The following is an 18851-nucleotide window of genomic DNA, read 5'->3' as shown; positions in this document are numbered from 1 at the left end:
GTATTTCTCCTTGGCTAGGTGACTTCTGATTATCGTTATGCCGTGCTGGCGACGGAGTGCTGCGACACAGGAGTCACAGACATCGGGCGGGTCTCGAGAACCTCCCGGTACTGCGCGAGATGTTGCTCGGCGCAATCGATATAGGTCGGCGGGCGGGGAATTCCTTCGCGCATCCGATCCCAGATTTTATTGTCGGTAAGGGCATCAACAAGACGGTCGGCAAGGTCTTCGGCACTGCCGACACGGAAATGCAGACCATTGACGCCATCAGTAATTTTTTCGGCCATGCCACCGATATTCGAACAGATCATTGGACGCCCATGGAAGAAGGCTTCCTGAATGACGATCGGTGAATTTTCCCACCAGATCGACGGAATGATCGTCCAGTCGGCGAGCTCCATCAGTTTGGGCATTTCGCTGTTCTGATAAGCGCCATAGAACCGGACACGTTCACCGGCTTTTTCGATCAGGTCGTGGACTTTTTCCTGATATTCAATGGGTTGCCGCTCAAGATTGCCACCAAAGATCATCATCCGGGCATCATCCCCCCAGATTTCATCAGGCACACGGCCCACCGCATCCAGCAGGATATCAGCACCCTTGAACATGGTTAGCTGACCAAAGAACGCGAAACGCGACCGGCGTGGTTGCGCCTTGGAAAGTGCCCGGGTATTTGCCGCCTCCTTGACGTCCAGACCGTTTTCGATCACCGACATCTTGTCACGATCCAATCCCCAGTCGACAAACCGGTCCGCCAGAAAATCGCTGGGGGACACATAATGATCGGCCAGATTAAGCATCGCCTTGATGAACCGCTCGCGACGCAGGAAGGATGCCGGCGAGATGTTCTGGAAACAGCCGTTGCATTCGATGGGGCTTGCCCGGTTGCAAAGCTTCGTCCCGCCGCTTTTTACCATCTGTCCGTGGTTGTGACAGATCGTCAGGAATTCGTGGAAGGTAAAGAAGATCGCCGCATCCGGCATGGCTTCACGGATCGCATAGATAGTTTCCAAACCGAGGCCGAGATAGTGGTGAAAATGCACAACATCCGGCTCATAATCGCGCACAAAGCGCAACAGATCGCGATCAATTTCGTCAGTATTCCCGTTCGACAGCAGAAAATGATCATAGTTTTCTGCATGATACAGGATTTCGTTATCTTTCTGGCGCAGACTCATAAGTGCAGACGCACCGTGACGCGGCACCGGATGACCGACACGGGCCAGATAGAAGCTTTCCACCCCGTCCAGTTCGTTCAAGCCTTTATGCAGGTTGTAGGAGGCCACTTCGGCCCCGCCCAGCGACATGCTGGGATGTCCGTGCGAAATGATGAGGACACGCAGGTCAGTCGACGGCATGATTGTGGCTCCGCAAATTTGAGACGACCAATGACCAGCGGCGATCAAACGCCCAGCGGTCAAGACGATGCGAAAGTTCCTCCCAGGCGGGGGCGCTTGTTATCGATTGTTCGCTCCCCAGGACTTCGATTTCCGGAATCCACCATGACGCCGTCCCGCCCATGCGCAGTTTCAGCGCAAGGTCGAGCCCCTTTTCCGACGGGCCAATATAGCCACGAGTAAAACCGTTTATGTCTTCGAATGCCTTGCGCGGCATGACGCAACATTCCGGGGTTCCGGCACTGACTTCGGTCGGTTCGGCATCGGCCAGAACGGCACGCGGATAACCGACATAACGATCCGACAAATACTGCCCGTCGACATCGCCCTCGATCCAGGTGCCTGCCCAACGGACGGAATCATCTTCAAACAGGATCGTCGGACAGACGACGCATTTGCTGCCGCGTTTGCGATAAGCCGCCAGCAATGGCTCGAACCAGCCTGTGTCGTGTGGCAGGATGTGTGCTGACACCAACGCGATTGTTTCGGAATTCGTTGCAGCAACGCCAACCTCAAGCGCGTCGCAGAAATCCTCGACGCCCTCGGCAAAAACGATGCGGACATTAAGTTTATAAAAGGCCGCCAGCCTCATCATGTCGCTGCCGACCTGATCAAAACTTTCGGCGGGGCCTGCTATCACAATCGGCAGATGGCGCGTGACCTCATCAAGGCCAAGCAAGGCAATAGTCACACCGATATCGCTAATCGTGTCGTCAACACCAACGATCAGGGTAACTGGCGCGTCTTCATCGAAATTGCCGATATCATGGGTATCGATGGCAAACGGGCTTTGCGCCGTCATGTTCTGCAACATCGGGCCAAACTGTCGTTCGATGCTGTTTGATGCCGTAACCGAACGCGGATCAAGGGACGGCAGAACCCGCGACAATGCCTGTCGCGCCGACGCACGGGTCGGGTTTAGCGGGCAATAGGCCGGGAACGCGTCGGATATGGCCAGTTCCAGATAAACCGGCTGATCGGATGACGGTGTATCTTCCAGCGGACAGAACACCAGAAAACCATGGCTGTTACGTGCCGGGTTAAGCCCCGAAAACATCGGATCGTTCAGAAATGCATTGGTAACGTCGGGCCGTGACTGCCGGGTCCAGCGATCATCAATCCGAACCGCTTCACCGCCAACGCGCAACATGACGGTTTCAACCGCACGATCAGGGTCAAGCATCCAGCCCGATACCAGAATGCCACTGCCTTCTATCACCAGCGAAAAGTCGATCCCGATCCGCACCGGACGATCCAGTTCGGAAACAGTATCGCGACCGTCAAAGCGATGGGCTGCCATCCGGATTTGCGCAAGGATGTTATCGGGCGCCTTTACCCGATCCAGAACAGAACGGATATGCGCAGGCACATCTTGCAAGGCAACCAGCACGCGCTGCTGATAAACCTCGATCGAGAACCAGCCATCACGACCACGGAAATAAACGCGCTGCAACTTGCTCGGATTGATCCTGGTGTCGCCAGCCATAAGCCCGGTAACGCCCGATGCATGTTCACCAAGATCATCGCGTTGAAATTCAGCACTGGTCAGTTCGGCAAGAACCGGGCCTTCGTCTATCGCGATCACGCGGGTGCGGCCGGTCGGGAAATTGCTCGACCAGCCCTGAATGTAAATATCGCCTTCTTCCAGACCGCCCAGAACTTCGATAAAGCCGTTGCTTCGTGCAGCAATCCGGACAAGGGCAGCCACAGTGCGCAAACGCTTCTTGTTCGGGTTGCCGGCCAGAAGCGCCTCGATAACGCCGTCAATCACGGTCGCGAATGCCGACCCGGATTGCTCGGCCACGGCAGATAGAATGGATTCAAGTCCCTGCGAGCGGCTTTCAATCCGATATTCGCCGGGCTGTCCCGGTGCCTTGAACAGGGCCGTTTTCAATCGGCGTTGCGATACATTCTGCATCGGCAGAAGTGCGACAAAACCAAAAGCAGCCTCGGGTGGGCCATCGGCACGACGCCAACTGATGATTGATGCCTGAACCTTGGCATCAGATTGACCGTTCAGGAATACATCGATTGTCGCGGGCATCGCAGCACCGACACCCGCCATAAGCGCAAGCCCGTCATCGACCAAAGCGGCCACAACGGTCCTGCCGTCCAGCGGCATTCCAGACGGTTCAGTCATGCCCTGCCCTCCTTGTCATTTCTTGTGATTGTGAATTGAAAAACAGTTCAGCCAGACCGAACGGCACCGTCATTACAAATGACGGCGCCGAAAAATCCGCGCTGCCGGTACTTTCGAGCAATTCGCGATGATTGTTGGCCTTTGTCATGACGCCCTGCCTCACCAAACCATTGCGCCGATGGAAAGTCCGACCGTCACACCAATCAGGCAGGACAGCACCAAAAGCGGCGTTTTCAGATCGTTGCGATGCCGCTCGGTCAATACGGAAAGACGTTCGTCAAATCCGCCAAGTGACTTGTCGAAGCGAACCAGGAAAACTTCGAGTTCCTCAACACGACGGGTCAGTTCGTCCTGCCCGGTACGAACAAGCTTCACACCGGCCTCGATCCCGTCATCGGCGGACGCCAGTTCATCCATGCGCTTGGATGCATCAACAAGGCGCTTGGCGGCTTCACGCTGACCATTTTGTAAAATGTGCTGAGCCGCCAGCAAACGATCAAGCCGGTCCAGAATTTTCGAAAGCGGCGCGTTGACGGCCGATTGCGCCTGCTGTTCGCTTTGCGACGGAATGCGCAACTCGATCTGATCGCCGGTTTCAGGCGCAATCGCGAAAACGCTAACATTTTCAACACTTGCCAAGGCGGCTTCGGGAAGCTCCACCTCGAATGCGTGGGCACCGTCGCCTATGCCATTACGGCGCAGGTCGACACGCTCGTTTTCGGCCTTCATCCGCAACAAGGTATGCCCGTTCAGACGAACGATAACTTCGATGCGCGCATCCGGGCGCTCCGGGCACCAGACCCAGCCAAACAACCGTTGACGATCAATCGCATCAACGCGTCCCTCGATTGTCGGGATCGCCGGTTCGACATCGTTTTTTGCCGCATCATTGGCAACGGGCTTTGCAGATGTTTCTGATAGGTCTTTCTGGGCAATCGCCATGAATGCCTCCTTTTATCTGTGTCAGGCCGCGACGAAATCGGGACGGATCATCTTGCGAAACAGCACAAGGTGCTTTTGCGCAACTTCATCGATACCGGCTGGCGGACGCACATGCCCCGACAGCTTCTTCCAGAGTTTCGGATTGGTGGCACAGTCCTTCATCACACGGGCAAGATCGGCCGGATCATCGGCGCGCACGTGAATACCGTCATGACCATCGCGGACCATTTCAGCCATGCCGCCGATGCCGCTTGTGATCACAGGACGGCCATGCTGGAACGCTTCCTGAATGACTAGCGGGGCATTTTCCCACCAGATCGACGGTACGACGACCCAATCGATGCGTGCCATCAGTTCGGGGATATCGGCTCGTTCATAGGCCCCCATACGGTGAACTTTCGAACCGGTTGCATCGAAAAGACCATCAATCTTTTCATTAAAGGCAACAGTCTGGAACGGTGCCCCGCCGTGAATACGCAATTCAAAATCAACATCATCGGCTGCCAGTTTCTGACTGGCTTCAAGCAGAACATCCGCCCCCTTCCATGGGTTCAGATTGCCGAAATAACCAAACACATTTGGCATCCCGGCCCCCATATCGCGTTTGGGTGCGGCCGGTACGGACGGGCGACCATTGTGCATGACTTCGATCTTTGCCGGGTCAATTCCCCAATCGACATAGCGATCACGCAGGAACGCGCTTGGAGACAGAAAGCGATCAACAACGCGAAGATGATTGCGCAGATTGACCGTCCGCATTGAAAACCGTTCCGGCGCAATGCCATCAAGACCACAACGTTTGCCAATCCGGTCCGCTTCCAGATAACGCTGACGGGTCCCGCGATGGATCATCAACCCGTCATTCGGGCAAATCGCATAGTAGTCATGCAAGGTCATCACGATCTGGCAATGCGGCAAAACACGGCGGATCAGAATCGGCAACTCGATCCCCCAAAGAACCAGATGATGGATATGCACCACATCCGGATCCCAGGTTTTCAGTAGCTCGGTAAAATTCGGCGCGACGGCATAAAGATCCGTCTGCGACATGTTAAACCGGTCAAAATGCCCCGCCCAGAACAGCATTTCATCACCGGCATCATTGATCGCCTGAAAGCTGGTGCCAGGGCGACGTTCACGATGGATATCGTTGGTCGCGCCAATGAAAATGGCTTCGCACCCTGCCCGCTTATAGGCATTAAACAGATCGTGGGCGAAAATCTCGGTGCCGCCGGGATGCAAATCGGGATGATTATGAGCCAGAACCATGATGCGCGGGTTCATGCGTTCCTCCGCGGTTTTTCTGCAATCAGGAAGTCCTGGTAATGATCGGCCTGATCACCGTGCCAGGTTCCGAAACTTTTGGATTTCAGGGTAAATCCGGCGGCACTCATCGCGCCGTCGATGAAACCATCATCAAAGCCGACGGCCGCCATCGGGTTTTCACCCTTAAGATGCCAGCACGGCTGGTTTTCAAGTTTTTCCAGACTGGTCAGTCGCGGATCGCAACCGGGCTTTGAAAGTTCTTCTGGATCGCGAATGATGAATGCCGTCAGAAACAGCTTCCCGCCCGGGCGCAGCACGCGGAACACCTCGGTGCAATAGGTTTCGATTTCTTCAGGCGGCAAGTGGGTTGCCACCGAGATCATTGCGGTGAAATCGAATGCACCATCCTGAAAAGGCAACCGCATGCCACGCCCGCCGATGGATCCTTCGGGATTATACAGCGCGTTTTTGACGTCCTGCGTCTGGAAACCAAAATTTGGATAAGCGGGTGAAATCGTGCGCTTGCACCATTCAATCCCGTTTGCAACCGGGTCAATGCCTTCGTAGATCGCATTGGACGCATCAAGATACTGGGTCAGTGGCACCGCAATCCGCCCGATGCCGCACCCGATATCAAGCACATCATGGTCAGGCATAAGGCCCGCCCGGCGGACAAAATGCCCCAGAAATTCGGCACCGATGGCACGATAGTCGCCATCGCCGACAAAAACGGCTTCTTCGGGCGGTACCGGCAGAAAACGATTGGCGATGATCTGCTTGCAAAGCCAGTCCAGATGCTGTTCGCTTTTGGCGTCGAGCACCGGTTCATCATGGTTGGAAAATGCCAGAACCTGGCTCATGCCGCTTCTCCTTGATCGTCTTTATCTGAAACACGGTTTTGCGGCCGGTTCTGTGGAACATCGTTTTTGTGGAAATCTTCGAGCATGTCTGACCAGCGCGAGGCATGAAGCCAGGCGTTGTATTGCGTCGCCACACCAAGCATGTAATCGGTGTGGGTCGAGATCGACTTTCGCTCGAAATGATAAAGGCTGGCGTCAGGTACATATTTGATATCGAAATCGGCCTTGCGGATTTTGAGGCAAAGGTCACTGTCCTCGTAATCGCCGATCACGTAATCTTCGGTAAAGCCACCGACATCATTGAACGTGCCACGATGCAACAGCATGCAAGCCCCGGTGATCCCGGGAACGGATCGTTCAACATTGGCGTCACGGAACTGATCGGGCAGCCCTTTATAGAAATGATGGTTCAGCCATTGTCCGCGTTCATTGCGGGCAAAATACATTCCGGCATGCTGCAACGAGCCATCTTCAAACAGAAGCTTTGGCCCGACCGCGGCGACATCCTGCGGACCGCCCATTTTTGAGGCCATCAATTCCAGCCAGCCAATCTGATAGGGAATGACATCCGAATTCAGCATCGCGATCAGGTCTGACCGAGCCTGTTCGGCACCTGAATTGCAGGCCCGCGCATACCCCCCATTTCGGGTCATGACCACCAGACGCATCGGCATGTCATAAAGCAGATGCAACCCACGCAGCAGATGTTCGCACTCTTCTGCCTGTTCCGGAGAATCCAGAACGTAAATCACTTCGCAATATCGTGAAATCCAGGGGTCACAGGCAAAGGCACCAACCTGGGCACGCAGGAAATCGAGCACCCGATACAGCGGCACAACAATCGAAACAGCGGGCTCTTTAAGCTGCTCACCAAACTCGATGGTTCGATCCGCTTTGGCAGCAGCAAGCAATTTCTGCTGCAAATCACCAATGACCGGAGCCAGACAGTTTTCAATGATCTCGTCAGTCAGGTGCTGCGGTGGGACCGCACGCAGGATACGTGCCCGCGCCTCTGCCGGGTCAATCGGCTGGGCGGTTGGCACCATCAGGTGACGACTGCCCGAGGTCAGTCGCATCAAACTGCGTGGTTGAAGGATCGGTACCTGGCTTTGAATGTCACGATAAAACCCGACAAACCCGGTGGCCGAAACCGTTCGGTCGTCATCCATGACATTCCCGGCATAGCGATAAAAACCATCGCCGAATGGATGGGCTGTGCCCTTGCTGTCAAGAATATCAATGCTGGCGATCATTTCAGCCGGATCACGATACCAGCCGCCAATCAGGGTGCCACGCGCAGTAGTTACGGCAAGGTCGACCTCACCACTGGGCAAGCCACCGCCACCCGTAACCCGCTGGCTTGAAAGCGGACAGCGTAGCTGGAATTCAAGCGCGGCCTTTCTGGCCTTGGTATCGCCACGCGCCATTGCGCCAATGATATATTCGCGCAGATCGGCATCAGATTTGCCGCGCGCCAGCCACCATCGCGACAACGAGGGCAAAACTGGCGTCGCCGCCAGATGGCGAATGGCCAGCGCGCGTCCGCCGGTCACGACGAGATAGGCACCGTTCTCGGTGCCGTCGCGATCAGCGATCATGTAGGTCTGTTTTTTGCCTTGGGGCCCCTCGCTGCTTTCATGTGGCGGAACAGCCAGACGGCGGAATCCGAACGAGGACACGATATAAACAGCTTCGATGTCACCAAACGCCACCGGCAGCCCAGCCGAGATCAGTATCTGCTGATCTGAGAGTTTTGCGACCGCTTTGGCGCGCTGTGGCGTATCGACAATTTCGGAAACCAGTTTATTGAGAAATGCGGTGTAACTTTTGCTTCGGCGGGTACGAAACATGCTTGCCCACGCACCAAGCAGCGCAGACATAAGAGACAAGCGTCCCGATGGCGTCACGTCTTCAAGCAGCATGCTCGCATTGGCAAATTCAAAATCACCTTCCGGATCGATGGTGATTTCATCTTTGCGGCCAAGAGTCCCTGCTTCTGCCAGGAACGAAACCGGTTCGTCCTTAGGCCGACGGATCAGGCGCAGAAGTCGCGTGCCGCCACCATTAAGCGGCAAACGCAGTGTGGCTTGCGGCGAGATTGCCTTGCCTTCGGTAGTTTCAAGTTTGGGCACCGCCCACAAGCGGGTCGGCATATCCCAGATCAGAAGCAATGTTTCCGGGTTAAGCAGGCAAACGTCCGGCGCGTCACCGGTCGTCCGCACAGCATCGGACGAGGCAAATTCAAGCATGGCGATTTTCACTTCACAAGAAGAACGGGGTGACGCCCGCAACATAAGTTGCGGACGCCAACATTCGGATTACTGGACGCTGAAGAAGCTGTCCGGATTGTCCTGGACGTCTTCTGCATCGACATTGTTGAGGGTGATGGAATCCCCATTGCCAAGGTCGATAACAGTGTTGGCGCCAACCTGCGATGCACGCGCAGCAATATCATCGGCACTTTCAATGCCGGTATCATTGATGTTGCTGCTAATGGAAAGCATGTCTTCACCAACCGTGAAGTCGAGCACGACGTCGTTGCCGCCGCCACCGGTGAAGACAAAGGTATCGCTACCCGAGCCACCGACCAGCAGGTCGTCCCCGGCACCACCGTCAAGGACATCGTCCCCGGAGCCGCCAAGCAGGACGTCATTGCCATCGCCACCCTGGAGAACATCGTCCCCAGAACCGCCCAGCAACTGATCGTCGCCTGCACCGCCCAGCATGATGTCATCGCCGCCACCGCCGACCATAAGATCATCGCCTGCGCCACCATCAAGGACATCATTGTCCGAACCGCCAAGCAGGGTGTCGTCACCGGCACCACCTGACAGTACGTCTTCGCCAGAGCCACCTATCAACAGGTCGCTGCCGGAATCCCCCATCAGCACATCGTCACCCGATCCACCGAACAGGATATCGTCACCTTCGCCACCAATCGCGACATCGTTTCCTGCGCCGCCGAACAGAACGTCATCGCCCTCTTCACCGAACAGAACATCGTCATCACCTTGTCCGAAGATTGTATCGTCACCGCCACGTCCGAAAATCACGTCGCTGAAACGAGACCCTAGAAGCGCATCATCAAAGGCGCCGCCTTCGAGAGTTGCCATGGTATCCTCCTTCGTGTCCCAACATTATTGACATCGCGGGGGTTATCCCCTCACGAGAGGCTGGCCGTTCCCTCAAGGCAGCTAGAGGCCACCCTGAGATCGGCCACACAGCAACCCTATATTCTTTTCTTTTATCTTAGGAAGATATTCTCGTGTTTTTATTGTGTCAATATTATGGATTAAGGCAATAATCACATTATATTTCTATATTTATTTAATAAGTATTTGTTGTTTGTTTAATTTTTATTTAGTTTTACTTTTAAACAATAATTCAAAGAAAAAGGCCGCAGACCTTTCAGCCCGCGGCCTTCGCACCCGCAGCATCAGCAAAAATCAGTCCTCGCGGAAGGCCCTGCTCATGCTTTCAGTGATCGGATCAATCAGATAGTCGATCGCCCTTCTGGGAGATTTCAGGATCAGAATGTCGGCCGGCATACCCGGTCGAATTTCGATATCATCGCGTTTTGCCAATGCATCGGGGTTAATTGCGGCCCGAACGATGTAATAGGAAGAGTCGCGTTTCTCATCGACCGTCTGGTCGGCGGCAACATAGCGGACTTCGCCGTCAAGCGGTGCCAACCGGCGCTGACTATATGCCGTAAGCTTGATTTGGGCTTTTGATCCGACATGAACCGAATCAATGTCCTGACGGTTGATCATGGCTTCGATCAGAAGCGGCTCGTTTTCCGGGATGATATCCATGATGGGCTCCGCCGGACTGATCACGCCACCCGGCGTGCGGATCTGAATATTGGCAACAATACCGTCCTGCGGTGCCTTGACTTCGCGCCGGTTCAGAACATCCTCGCTGGCGCGGATACGCTGGGTCACATCATTCAGTGCCAGTTGCGCTTCCTGGATTTCTGTCGCGATATCGCTTTGCCATTCCATTTCAATCGAGGCAAGATTGATTTCGGCCTCAGCCTTTTGCTGTTCGGCGGCGGCTTTTTGGGCCTTGAACTCGCCCATATCCCCGACAAGGTCAGACCAATTGTTTTCTATCTCGACCAACTGGGTGCGCGTCGCGAAGCCCTTTTCCGCAAGCTGCCTGATGCCCTTGAGCTGCTCGGCAACAAGCTTTTCCTGACGGGTGCGGGCATTTATCTGGGATTCCAGTGCGCGCGCCTCGGCATCAAATTGTTCTATTTGCTTGGCTTGGGCATTTCGCTTGGCATCGTAAACCTCATTACGCTTGCCGAATAATCGCTTTTCATCCAGCAAGATATCGGCAACATAATCCTGCTCCGCATTCAGTATTTGCTCGGGAAAATCGATTTCACCACGGCCACTTTGCTCAGCGCGAAGTCGGGCAAGCTTGGCGATAAGCCCATATCGTTCACCGCGCAGCTGGCCCAACTCGGACTCACTGCGTGTTCCATCCAGCAACATCAATGTTTGCCCCGCCTTGACGCGATCACCTTCTTCAACCAGCAGCTTCTTCAAAATGCCGCCTTCGAAATGGTTCACAACCTTTTTGCGGGAATCCACAATGACAGATCCCGATGCCACTGCAGCACTGTCGAGTTCGGCCGTAAAAGCCCAGGAAAAGAAGCCGCCAAACCCGACGGCAATAACGATGATTCCCGCCATGATCGGCTTTCGCAGGCTTTGACGCGACGCGGTGCGCTCTTCGTCAAGGACCTGATACCATGCCGGTTGCGGGTCTTCGGGAATCATGACCTCGCCACGGTTGTCGACATTGATCACTCGGTTCATGCTGCACCCCCGTTTTGCTGATTGCGCTTAACCGGGGGCAGGTTTTTGATGTCGTTATCATCCTGCGTCATCGCCCGGATCACATTGGTGCGTTCACCAAACTGTTTGACCCGCCCTTCCTGCATGACAAGCAGCTTGTGGGCGTATTGCATGATGCTTTGCCGGTGTGCGATCAGAACAACCATTGCCCCACCTTCTGCTGCCTGACGGACCGCCCGGATCAGTGATGCTTCACCTTCAGCATCAAGGTTGGCGTTGGGTTCATCAAGCACCAGAAGACGTGGCCAGCCATAAAGAGCACGGGCAAGTGCAATGCGTTGCTGCTGCCCACCAGACAGGGTATGTCGCCCCGCCCCGATCGGCGTATCGTAACCAAGTGGCAGTCGGCCGATCATTTCATGCACCCCGGCTGCGCGGGCCGCATCAATCACCTTGCGCGGATTGGCTTCACGCATGCGACCAATGTTTTCACGGATGGTGCCGTTCAGAAGCGAAACGGATTGCGGCAGATAACCGACCATGTTGCCAAACGAACCGCGCTCCCAAAGATAGGTGCTATGCCCGTCAAGAAATACGCCGCCAGCAGTCGGTTTCGCCGATCCGACCAGCAGACGCGACAGGGTCGATTTACCAGCAGCCGACGGCCCGACCACGCCCAGAATTTCGCCCGGGTTAAGATCGAAGCTCACCCCGCGTAGAACCGGCACGTTCGAGCCGGGCACCGCATATACAAGATTATCGACAACAAGCGGCCCTTCGGAACGCGGTGTTGGTTCGATTTCGCGCTCGGAATGACGCTCCTCAAGGATATTCCGGATGCGCTTCCATGACGAAAGAGCAGAAACCCACGCCCGCCAGTCGCGCGTAACATTATCAAACGGCAACAGAAGACGGCCCATGATAATCGTACCGCCAATCATCGCCCCGGGTGTTGTTTCCCCCAGAATAACCAGATACGCCCCCATCGCCAGCACGCAAATCTGCATGCCGAAACGGGCCGAGCGCGTGACGGAATACATGCCTTTACTTCGGACATTCCCGATATCAAGCAACTCACTGGCATGGACCTGCGATTGGCGCCAGCGCATGGCAAGTGCGGGTAACATGCCCATTGCCTCAATCGCCTCGGCATTTGATACGGTTGACCCGATATCGCCGATATTACGCAGATTGGCATCGGTGCCTTCCTTGGTGATCTGTCGCACAAGCAAATCACCCAACAGACTAAGCCCGATGAGGACCAGCACCGCCACAAGCCCCGCAATACCGTAAAACGGATGAAGGGCAAACATCACACCAAGGAAAATCGGCGACCAGATCGCTTCGAGTGGCGCACTGATGGTATTGCCATTGATAAAATTGCGCAAATCCGACAAATCGCGCAGAACCTGCGTGCCCTGTATCGATCCTTTTTCCAGCGCCACGCTCATTGCCGCCGAAATGGCCGGCAAGTTCAGGCGACGCAACAATGATTTGGCCATTTCCTGAAAGATCAGGGCCCGAATGAAATCAAGGATGCCGTATAGAATGATGGCACCAATCGCAATTGCGAGCAGCAATTTAAGCGTATCGGTACTTTGACTGTTAATCACGCGATCATGCACCTGAAGCATGAAAAGCGGCACGGTCAGTTGCAGAACATTGATAAAGCCACTCAAGACCCCGGCCCATCCAAGACCGCGTACAAAAGTGAATCTCGCCTCGCGGATAACCGATTTTGCATCCAGAGATGGTCTGACAGCTTTGCTTTCTGCGGTTTTTGGCGTGTTTTTACGACCAAAATGCATTGATTTTCATCCAATCAGCCAAAAGTCATAGTTTTTCCGCAATCTAATCACATAGTTGCGATGTCATGATGATCTACAATAAAATCAAATATGTCGATCTCATGTTCATGATCTGACAATGTAAAAACAGAAGAATACGAAGTAATTTTAAAATAAAAATACTTTGAAATTACTTCGAAATTACGAGCAAACTGAGGGAAGAATTGGGCGTGCGGAAAAATCGTTCAAGAGCAACGTCCTGTTATCTTCCCCACACGAAAGGCCTGCCTTGGTCGAAAGGCCATGGCATCAACTCTCGCTTGGGACCAGATAACGGATCAAACAACATGACCGTCACTCATCTTGAACTTGCAAATACCGTCGAGCGTATTTATCGGCGTTTTGCTGATCTGCTTCGTGTAGATCTTATTCGACTCGGCAAAGATGACATCAGCCCCGCACAAGTCGCGTTGCTGTTTACCATCGGCGACGATGAACTGTCGGTACGTGATCTATTGGATCGCGGCCACTATATGGGATCGAATGCATCCTATAATCTGAAACAGCTGGCTGAATCGGGCTATGTCGAACGACATGTCATGGCCCGTGACCGACGGTCTGCCAGAATAAAACTGACGCGCAAGGGGCACGAACTTTGTGAATCCCTGCATGAATTTCACGAAGAATATCACAACGCACTGACCAATGACCTGCAGGACCAGCAGGAAATGGAAACGGCACTTCGAACTTTGCGTCGCCTGGAGGAATTCTGGACACAGACCCTTCGGTATGGCGGTGTCCCCGTCACAAGTGGCGTTATGACACACGAGCTTCGCAGTCGCCGATGAAAATTGTCTTTGTCCACCGCCATGGACCGGGACAATTTGTTCACCTGGCCTGTCATCTGGCAAATGCCGGATGGCAGGTTTCCTTCCTTTGCGAAGCAATGAACGTACAGCTTCCCGGCATTCGCGTCCTGCGTCAGCGGGCAACTCCGCCACCGCCTGCGACCCCATTTCCGCAATATCACCAGCAGATCGGCATGCATGCGGCGACAACACTTGATTCACTCGTCGCACAGGAAGGCCCACCCGACATCGTTTACGGACATATCGGCTGGGGCAGCATGATGTTTGCGCGCGATGTCCTGCGCAAAACGCCACTGGTGGGCTATTGCGAACATTTTTACCACGCCGAAGGTCGCGATGTCGGCTTTGACCCGACAGAAACGGTGACCTTGGCAAAACGCACACAACTGCGGCTGCGCAACAGCGCACAGCTTTCAAGTCTGGAAGCAATAGACACCGGGATCAGCCCCACGGCATGGCAGAAAGCCGCCTTTCCGCAAAGCTTCCATAACAAGATCGGTATTTGCCACGATGGCATCGATATCCATCGTTGCCGTCCGGACGACAAGGCACTGCTTCGCCTGCCCGATGGTCGTGTGCTGCGACATGGCGATCCGATAGTGACCTATGTTGCACGCGATCTCGAACCCTATCGCGGCTTTCCACAATTCATGCGTGCCGCTGCCAAGCTGGCCCGGCACAACCCCGATGTAACCTTTGTCATCGCCGGGGGGGATGGCGTCAGTTATGGAACGCCGCGCGCCGACGGCCAGAAATGGCGTGATGCGATGATGGCTGAAACCGGTATGGATCCCTCTCGCATCGTCTTTCTGGGGCAAATCCCCCACGATCAGCTGATCCGTCTGTTCCAGATCAGTTCGGCCCATGTCTATCTGACATATCCGTTTGTTTTGTCATGGTCGGTACTTGAAGCCATGGCATGCGGAACGCCGGTGATCGCATCGGACACAGGCCCCTGCCGCGATATCATTCGTCATGGCAGGAATGGATTAATGTGTGGCTTCTGGAATGAAGACCAACTTGCCAGCACAATGGTCGAAGCATTGGCCAATCCTGACAGGCTTCGCGAAATACGCCAGCTGGCGCGCCGGACAATCACGCAAAACTTCGCGCTTCAGCAATCACTTGAAAAGCAGACTGGCCTGATCGAACGCATGGCAAAGCAATGATCAGGCCTCGGCGATATCACAAGCTTTGAAATAACGCGGTGCTGTGTCATCGGCACGTTCCGGCATCCGGCGATATAGCTGCCACTCATCAACCCCGTTTTTGCCAGTGGCGAAAATCAGCCACAGAAAACCGGCTTCTTCGGCGCGAGACAAATCGGTTTTCGATGGCTGGCAATCGCCATTCGGATGTGAATGATAGCATCCGATAATCGCCTCTCCGCGTTGCCGAACCGATCGATGCGTCGCAATCAGAACGTGCGGATCAATTTCGAATGTTTTTTGGCGATCGATGGCGACATTGCGTGAGGCAACAAAACGCAGAATAACTTCGGGACTTTCCGCGTCGGCAATCAATAGACCACAGCATTCCTCCGGCCATGCCGCAGCTGCGATATCTGAAATCTCTGCCAGCAAACCTGTCCGCAGTTTTATGATTTTACCCGCGTCGATCATCAAACCACCATCAGTTTAAGCGGTGCTTATTGCGGCTCCACCAGTAAAATCTGCCCAAGAATAGCGCCGTCACGCAAAGAAACAATCACCAGACGGCTTCCTTGGCGTCCCTCAAGACGAAGAGTTGCCTCTGTTCCCTGACGGGAAAAATCAACCAAGGTCTCCCCCGGTGCCAAATCAACATTGATCGTTCCGAACGGTGCGATCTGTGTTGCGGATCGTGGGCCTGTATCTGTTGGCGTCTCAAACGGCCCAGCAATCGGCGCGGATAGCTTAGGTGCATTGGATGCAACGCTGCCATCTTCCTGACGCGACAGGCCATAAACCACAAGTGCGACGCCCGCAACGATCAGCACTCCCATAAAAGCGACCAGAATCTTGATAACGCGCATCACATTTCCGATTGATAAGTTGATAGAATGCCCCTGTCTTGCGCCACGCTATGATCACAACAGGCCTGACAGGACGATATTGAAGGCCATAGCGACAAGAGAAGCCAATTGCAAGTTTGCAAAGCGGGATTGCATTTCATCAGTAAGCGATTAAAACCGCCCTTTAACGGACAGTGACGGTCATAGCAGGCCAGAATAGCAGCAGATATGAATATGGATAGCGGCTTGAACACCGAACATCTTGAATATATTGCCTCTCCCGCTGACGAGGGAGCGCGGCTTGACAAGGTTCTGGCAACCGCATGGCCCGAGCAATCCCGTTCGCGCATCAAAAGCCTGATTGAGAACGGACATCTGCTGCTGAATGACACGCCGATCGCCAAGATGTCACACAAGGTAAAAAGTGGCGACCGCTTTGCGCTTGAAATCCCACCCGCAGTGGCGGCCGACCCAATCGCCGAAAAAATCGCGCTCGATATCCTTTATGAAGACGACGATCTGCTGGTGATCAATAAACCCGCGGGGATGGTTGTTCATCCTGCTGCGGGCAATGAAAGCGGTACATTGGTCAATGCTTTGCTGGCCCATTGTGGTGAAAGCCTGTCGGGGATCGGCGGCGTGAAGCGCCCGGGTATCGTGCACCGGCTCGACAAAGACACCAGTGGGGCAATGGTGGTCGCGAAGAACGATGCAACCCATCGGGCACTTTCGACCCTGTTTTCCGAGGATAAGGAAAATATCGAACGCGCTTATATCGCCGTTGTTTGGGGTGTCCCGCGCCAAATCGAAGGCGTCATAGAGGGAAATATCGGCCGAAGCCCGCGCAATAGAAAGAAGATGGCGGTACTTCGAAATGGGGGAAAACCGGCCCTTACGCGTTACAAGGTTTTGGCAAAACGCGACGACTCGTTGGCATCTCTTGTTGAATGCAGGCTTTTGACTGGCAGAACACATCAAATTCGCGTTCACATGACCCATCTTGGTCACTCACTTATATGTGATCCAGTTTACGGTAGAAGCAAACTTACCCAGAAGTTCAGCAAGCATGTGCACGAGGTCCTGACGGGCTTTGAAAAACAGGCGCTACATGCCAGAACACTGGGATTTTTACACCCAAAAACAGGGAATTACGTCCTCACCAAAGCCCCCCTCCCGGAAGACCTACAGGAACTCATCACCTGCCTAGACCTACCCATTGGGATAGTTTGACCTAACCTTTTTGGTCTAATTTTTATTGACGACACCTAATACTCCCGTATACCTTTCAATAAGTGCTAGGGGATAAACCGCACTTTATACGAAGCGCAACGGGAGGCTTCAATGAAACAGGGAAATGCACTTCCAATCATCTCCCAAGATGGTCTGACAGTCTATTTGCAGCGCATCCGCCGTTACCCCATGCTTACACCTGAACAGGAAACGACGTTTGCATGTGAATTCCGTGACAATGATGATGCAACTGCCGCAGAAAAGCTGATTACAAGTCATTTGCGGCTGGTTGCCAAGATAGCCATGAGCTATCGCGGTTACGGACTTCCGATAAACGAACTGATCTCCGAAGGCAATGTGGGCCTGCTTCAATCGGTCAAGCGCTTTGACCCGGACAAAGGTTTCCGCCTTGCGACTTATGCGATGTGGTGGATCCGCGCCGCAATTCAGGAATATATCCTGCATTCCTGGTCGCTGGTGAAAATGGGTACCACTGCCGCCCAGAAAAAACTTTTCTTCAATCTTCGGAAACTCAAAAGCCAGATGCAGGCGATTGACGAAGGCGATCTGCGACCGGAACAGGTCGAATTCATCGCCACAAAACTTAACGTCACCGAAGATGACGTGATCATGATGAACCGCCGTCTCGCGGGGCCGGATCACTCATTGAATGCGCCAGTGCGTATTGATGGTGACGGCGAATGGGTCGACTGGATCGAAAGCGAAGATGAAGATCAGGAAACCCTGTATGGCAAGCGCGAGGAATTTGTCCAGCGCATGAATCTGCTGAAAAGTGCGATGTCACACCTGAATGCACGTGAACGTGACATCCTGACCCAGCGCCGCCTGCTCGATTCACCTGTAACGCTTGAAAATCTGAGCGTCGCATACGGAATATCGCGCGAACGCATTCGTCAGATTGAAGTTCGGGCCTTTGAAAAAGTACGCAAATCGATCCACACTGATCTGCCAATGTGAGTGCCTTGCTTACCCTCGTTAACCAACCAACATGACTGCGGCGGACAAATTGTCCGCCGCTTTTTTTATTGGTCGATGGTTTGTGATTCGGTTGCGGATTAACTGCCTGAACGGTCGATTTCCTTGATCAGGCTGTCGCCCCAGGTTTTGATCAAACCACGCTGCCTTTTACGCAATTCAGAAACACGGCGCTGGGCCGAAAGATTAAGCACATTGGCGACAATCGGTGGCATCGCCAGATACAAAAGCCATCCAAGACCGGCCGAGCCATACATGATCGACAGGGCAACGGGTTGGAAAATTTCCTGAGTTGCCACACTGGCCGTCTGCCCGCCCTGCTGCCAGATTTCCATGATATAGGGTGCAACCCCTGAAAAATTCAGACCAAAAATGCAGCGCGACATGGTGCGCCCTTGGCTGCGGTCAAACATGAACGCCACCATTGATGGTAACAATCCAACCGCCAGGGTAATGAATGTCGGCAGCGCAACCATGAACAAAAGCACGGCAGAAGCCACCACCGACAAACCGGAAAATGCGCTTTTCTTTTTACGGCCGCCTGATTGTCTCGCCATTCCTGT

At 54.1% G+C, this 18851-nt stretch carries 17 protein-coding genes; 4 read left to right on the top strand and 13 right to left on the bottom strand.

Annotation, left to right across the window (positions count from 1 at the left end; genetic code table 11):
* Positions 1-35: 35 nt before the first annotated feature.
* From IT971_RS08775 to IT971_RS08730, 10 genes are all read right to left on the bottom strand, one after another.
* Positions 36-1358, bottom strand: a complete 1323-nt coding sequence (locus IT971_RS08775; RefSeq protein WP_063092920.1) for a glycosyltransferase family 4 protein — start codon at positions 1356-1358, stop codon at positions 36-38.
* Positions 1345-3537: a glycosyltransferase family 2 protein gene (locus IT971_RS08770; RefSeq protein WP_065701992.1), complete on the bottom strand. Its 2193-nt coding sequence runs from the start codon at positions 3535-3537 to the stop codon at positions 1345-1347. The genes IT971_RS08775 and IT971_RS08770 overlap by 14 nt, the downstream gene beginning before the upstream one ends.
* Positions 3530-3685 carry a hypothetical protein gene (locus tag IT971_RS08765; RefSeq protein WP_156488011.1) on the bottom strand — a complete coding sequence of 52 codons (156 nt, stop codon included), beginning with the start codon at positions 3683-3685 and terminating at the stop codon, positions 3530-3532. Before IT971_RS08765 ends, IT971_RS08770 begins: the two co-directional genes overlap by 8 nt.
* A gap of 11 nt (positions 3686-3696) precedes the next feature.
* Complete coding sequence (locus IT971_RS08760) at positions 3697-4479, bottom strand: hypothetical protein (protein WP_063092918.1); 783 nt, start codon at positions 4477-4479, stop codon at positions 3697-3699.
* Positions 4480-4500: 21 nt separating this feature from the next.
* Positions 4501-5763 (bottom strand): glycosyltransferase family 4 protein, encoded by a 1263-nt coding sequence (locus IT971_RS08755; RefSeq protein WP_063092917.1) that lies wholly within the window; start codon positions 5761-5763, stop codon positions 4501-4503.
* On the bottom strand, positions 5760-6605 hold the full coding sequence (locus tag IT971_RS08750) for a class I SAM-dependent methyltransferase (protein ID WP_063092916.1): 846 nt from the start codon (positions 6603-6605) through the stop codon (positions 5760-5762). The genes IT971_RS08755 and IT971_RS08750 overlap by 4 nt, the downstream gene beginning before the upstream one ends.
* The gene (locus tag IT971_RS08745) at positions 6602-8854 is read right to left on the bottom strand and encodes a glycosyltransferase (RefSeq protein ID WP_063092915.1); all 2253 of its coding nucleotides are present in this window, start codon (positions 8852-8854) and stop codon (positions 6602-6604) included. The genes IT971_RS08750 and IT971_RS08745 overlap by 4 nt, the downstream gene beginning before the upstream one ends.
* 69 nt (positions 8855-8923) lie before the next feature.
* Positions 8924-9718 carry a calcium-binding protein gene (locus IT971_RS08740; RefSeq protein WP_007089967.1) on the bottom strand — a complete coding sequence of 265 codons (795 nt, stop codon included), beginning with the start codon at positions 9716-9718 and terminating at the stop codon, positions 8924-8926.
* Between the two features lie 333 nt (positions 9719-10051).
* A complete protein-coding gene (locus IT971_RS08735; protein WP_063092914.1) occupies positions 10052-11434 on the bottom strand; it encodes an HlyD family type I secretion periplasmic adaptor subunit in 1383 nt (460 codons plus the stop codon).
* Positions 11431-13092 (bottom strand): type I secretion system permease/ATPase, encoded by a 1662-nt coding sequence (locus tag IT971_RS08730; RefSeq protein ID WP_230729297.1) that lies wholly within the window; start codon positions 13090-13092, stop codon positions 11431-11433. Before IT971_RS08730 ends, IT971_RS08735 begins: the two co-directional genes overlap by 4 nt.
* Before the next feature lie 455 nt (positions 13093-13547).
* Between IT971_RS08730 and IT971_RS08725 the strand changes: the two genes are divergently transcribed.
* Both IT971_RS08725 and IT971_RS08720 read left to right on the top strand, forming a co-directional pair.
* Positions 13548-14048: a MarR family winged helix-turn-helix transcriptional regulator gene (locus IT971_RS08725; protein WP_007089970.1), complete on the top strand. Its 501-nt coding sequence runs from the start codon at positions 13548-13550 to the stop codon at positions 14046-14048.
* On the top strand, positions 14045-15238 hold the full coding sequence (locus IT971_RS08720; RefSeq protein WP_063092912.1) for a glycosyltransferase: 1194 nt from the start codon (positions 14045-14047) through the stop codon (positions 15236-15238). Before IT971_RS08725 ends, IT971_RS08720 begins: the two co-directional genes overlap by 4 nt.
* Here IT971_RS08720 and IT971_RS08715 read toward each other — a convergent pair whose 3' ends face one another.
* Positions 15239-15691 carry a Mov34/MPN/PAD-1 family protein gene (locus IT971_RS08715; protein ID WP_063092911.1) on the bottom strand — a complete coding sequence of 151 codons (453 nt, stop codon included), beginning with the start codon at positions 15689-15691 and terminating at the stop codon, positions 15239-15241.
* Positions 15692-15717: 26 nt separating this feature from the next.
* Entirely contained in the window at positions 15718-16083 is a 366-nt protein-coding gene (locus IT971_RS08710) for a hypothetical protein (protein WP_063092910.1), read from the bottom strand.
* Between the two features lie 207 nt (positions 16084-16290).
* Here IT971_RS08710 and IT971_RS08705 point away from each other — a divergent pair, with 207 nt between their 5' ends.
* Positions 16291-17292 carry an RluA family pseudouridine synthase gene (locus tag IT971_RS08705; protein ID WP_063092909.1) on the top strand — a complete coding sequence of 334 codons (1002 nt, stop codon included), beginning with the start codon at positions 16291-16293 and terminating at the stop codon, positions 17290-17292.
* Between the two features lie 111 nt (positions 17293-17403).
* Positions 17404-18270 (top strand): RNA polymerase sigma factor RpoH, encoded by an 867-nt coding sequence (gene rpoH, locus IT971_RS08700; RefSeq protein WP_007089975.1) that lies wholly within the window; start codon positions 17404-17406, stop codon positions 18268-18270.
* Between the two features lie 98 nt (positions 18271-18368).
* Here rpoH and IT971_RS08695 read toward each other — a convergent pair whose 3' ends face one another.
* Positions 18369-18845, bottom strand: coding sequence for a hypothetical protein (locus IT971_RS08695; protein WP_007089976.1), 477 nt, complete (start codon positions 18843-18845; stop codon positions 18369-18371).
* Positions 18846-18851: the final 6 nt, after the last annotated feature.

Source organism: Thalassospira sp. B30-1 (assembly GCF_015767575.1).
In the GTDB taxonomy this organism is placed as follows: Bacteria; Pseudomonadota; Alphaproteobacteria; order Rhodospirillales; family Thalassospiraceae; genus Thalassospira; species Thalassospira xiamenensis.
This window is presented reverse-complemented; position numbering and strand designations above follow the sequence as displayed.

Coding starts and splice junctions, on each gene's coding strand:
- IT971_RS08775 (WP_063092920.1), bottom strand. CDS start 1,358: ATGCCGTCGACTGACCTGCGTGTCCTCATCATTTCGCACGGACATCCC.
- IT971_RS08770 (WP_065701992.1), bottom strand. CDS start 3,537: ATGACTGAACCGTCTGGAATGCCGCTGGACGGCAGGACCGTTGTGGCC.
- IT971_RS08765 (WP_156488011.1), bottom strand. CDS start 3,685: ATGACAAAGGCCAACAATCATCGCGAATTGCTCGAAAGTACCGGCAGC.
- IT971_RS08760 (WP_063092918.1), bottom strand. CDS start 4,479: ATGGCGATTGCCCAGAAAGACCTATCAGAAACATCTGCAAAGCCCGTT.
- IT971_RS08755 (WP_063092917.1), bottom strand. CDS start 5,763: ATGAACCCGCGCATCATGGTTCTGGCTCATAATCATCCCGATTTGCAT.
- IT971_RS08750 (WP_063092916.1), bottom strand. CDS start 6,605: ATGAGCCAGGTTCTGGCATTTTCCAACCATGATGAACCGGTGCTCGAC.
- IT971_RS08745 (WP_063092915.1), bottom strand. CDS start 8,854: ATGCTTGAATTTGCCTCGTCCGATGCTGTGCGGACGACCGGTGACGCG.
- IT971_RS08740 (WP_007089967.1), bottom strand. CDS start 9,718: ATGGCAACTCTCGAAGGCGGCGCCTTTGATGATGCGCTTCTAGGGTCT.
- IT971_RS08735 (WP_063092914.1), bottom strand. CDS start 11,434: ATGAACCGAGTGATCAATGTCGACAACCGTGGCGAGGTCATGATTCCC.
- IT971_RS08725 (WP_007089970.1), top strand. CDS start 13,548: ATGACCGTCACTCATCTTGAACTTGCAAATACCGTCGAGCGTATTTAT.
- IT971_RS08720 (WP_063092912.1), top strand. CDS start 14,045: ATGAAAATTGTCTTTGTCCACCGCCATGGACCGGGACAATTTGTTCAC.
- IT971_RS08715 (WP_063092911.1), bottom strand. CDS start 15,691: ATGATCGACGCGGGTAAAATCATAAAACTGCGGACAGGTTTGCTGGCA.
- IT971_RS08710 (WP_063092910.1), bottom strand. CDS start 16,083: ATGCGCGTTATCAAGATTCTGGTCGCTTTTATGGGAGTGCTGATCGTT.
- IT971_RS08705 (WP_063092909.1), top strand. CDS start 16,291: ATGAATATGGATAGCGGCTTGAACACCGAACATCTTGAATATATTGCC.
- rpoH (WP_007089975.1), top strand. CDS start 17,404: ATGAAACAGGGAAATGCACTTCCAATCATCTCCCAAGATGGTCTGACA.
- IT971_RS08695 (WP_007089976.1), bottom strand. CDS start 18,845: ATGGCGAGACAATCAGGCGGCCGTAAAAAGAAAAGCGCATTTTCCGGT.